The sequence below is a fragment of the Aeromonas cavernicola genome, from assembly GCF_002795305.1.
GTDB lineage: Bacteria > Pseudomonadota > Gammaproteobacteria > Enterobacterales > Aeromonadaceae > Aeromonas > Aeromonas cavernicola.
In genome coordinates this window covers 1-1,150 of sequence record NZ_PGGC01000289.1, presented here as the reverse complement: position 1 = coordinate 1,150, position 1,150 = coordinate 1, and the positions used below count along the sequence as shown (strand labels likewise).

At 62.8% G+C, this 1,150-nt stretch carries 1 protein-coding gene and 1 pseudogene; both read right to left on the bottom strand.

Annotated elements, in window-relative coordinates; genetic code table 11:
- Nucleotides 1-725, bottom strand: a pseudogene (locus CUC53_RS18610) (hypothetical protein); the annotation flags it as partial.
- Nucleotides 725-1,150, bottom strand: a 426-nt coding sequence (locus CUC53_RS18605) for a TOBE domain-containing protein (protein ID WP_157798343.1), incomplete at its 5' end; no start/stop codon positions are given. The gene CUC53_RS18605 and the pseudogene CUC53_RS18610, both read right to left, overlap by 1 nt.

Genomic DNA, 1,150 nt, shown 5'->3' with positions numbered 1-1,150 from the left:
GTGCGCCAGCCGCTGCTGCCGAGCACCCGGGAGGCTTCATAGAGGCGGGCATCGCTCTGACCCAATGCCGTAATGAGGATCATCAGGGCATGGGGAAAGCACCAGAAGCCCAGACCAATAACGATACCGATAGGGCCGTAGATACTCTCGCCGCCGAGCAGCCCCTTGGCGATCCCCTGATTGCCAAACCAGTAGACCAGACTGATGGCGGGCAGCAGGGAGGGCATCAACAGCGGGATCAAACCGATGAGGCGAAACAAGCTCTTGCCCGGCATGCAGGTGCGGGTGAGGGCATAGGCGTAGCCAAAGGCGATGGTCACCACCAGCGCGGTGATCAGCACCCCGAGCCAGAGGGTGTTGCCGATGGTGCGCCCCAGATGAGGGGAGTCGAAGTAGGTGCCGAAGTTGGCAAGGCCCACCCAGAGGCCGTCTTCATCCAGCGTGCTCTTTTGCAGCATGGTGAGCAGCGGCAGCAAGAGGCCCCCCACCAGCAGGGCGATGCCGAGCACCAGCAGGATCAGTTGCAGCAGCTGATCCCGACTCCAGCCACGACAGAGCTGCTGCCAACAAGAGGGGCGCGTCGCTTGCGGTGTCTGCTCTGGCAGCAACGGGGAGTGGCCGAGTGGCGGCAGGCGAGGCTGAGAGTGCTGCTGAGAGTGCAGCTGAGAGTGTGGCTGAAACGAGGAGGGCACCGGGAGGGGCAGGCTAGAATGGGGCTGGTTCATCAATGTGCCCCCTCAAACAGCTGCATGGCGTCAGCGGGCCAATGTAAGGCGCAACGCATCCCACTGCGCCAGCCACTCTGTTGGTGCTGGGGCAGTTCGTGGGTTGGGCGTTCCACCAGAATTTGCTGGGGGCCGAGGTAAGTGTCGGCGGTGCAGATAAGGCGCTGGACTGCGCCGAGAAACTCCACCTGATCGATCTGCGCGGCGAGGCCATGTCGGCCAAGATAAGGTTCACTAGGCTCCGCCAAGGTGATCGCCTCGGGGCGGATCGCCACCTGCAATTTGCTGCCGGCAGCGGCCCGATTGGCGAGGGTCAAGGGCTGTTCGTTGAGGCGAACCTGAGTGGGGCTGAGCACCAAGGTGTCAAGGAAGTTCATGGTGCCGACAAAGCTGGCCACGAAGCGACTGGCAGGCTGGTGATAGAT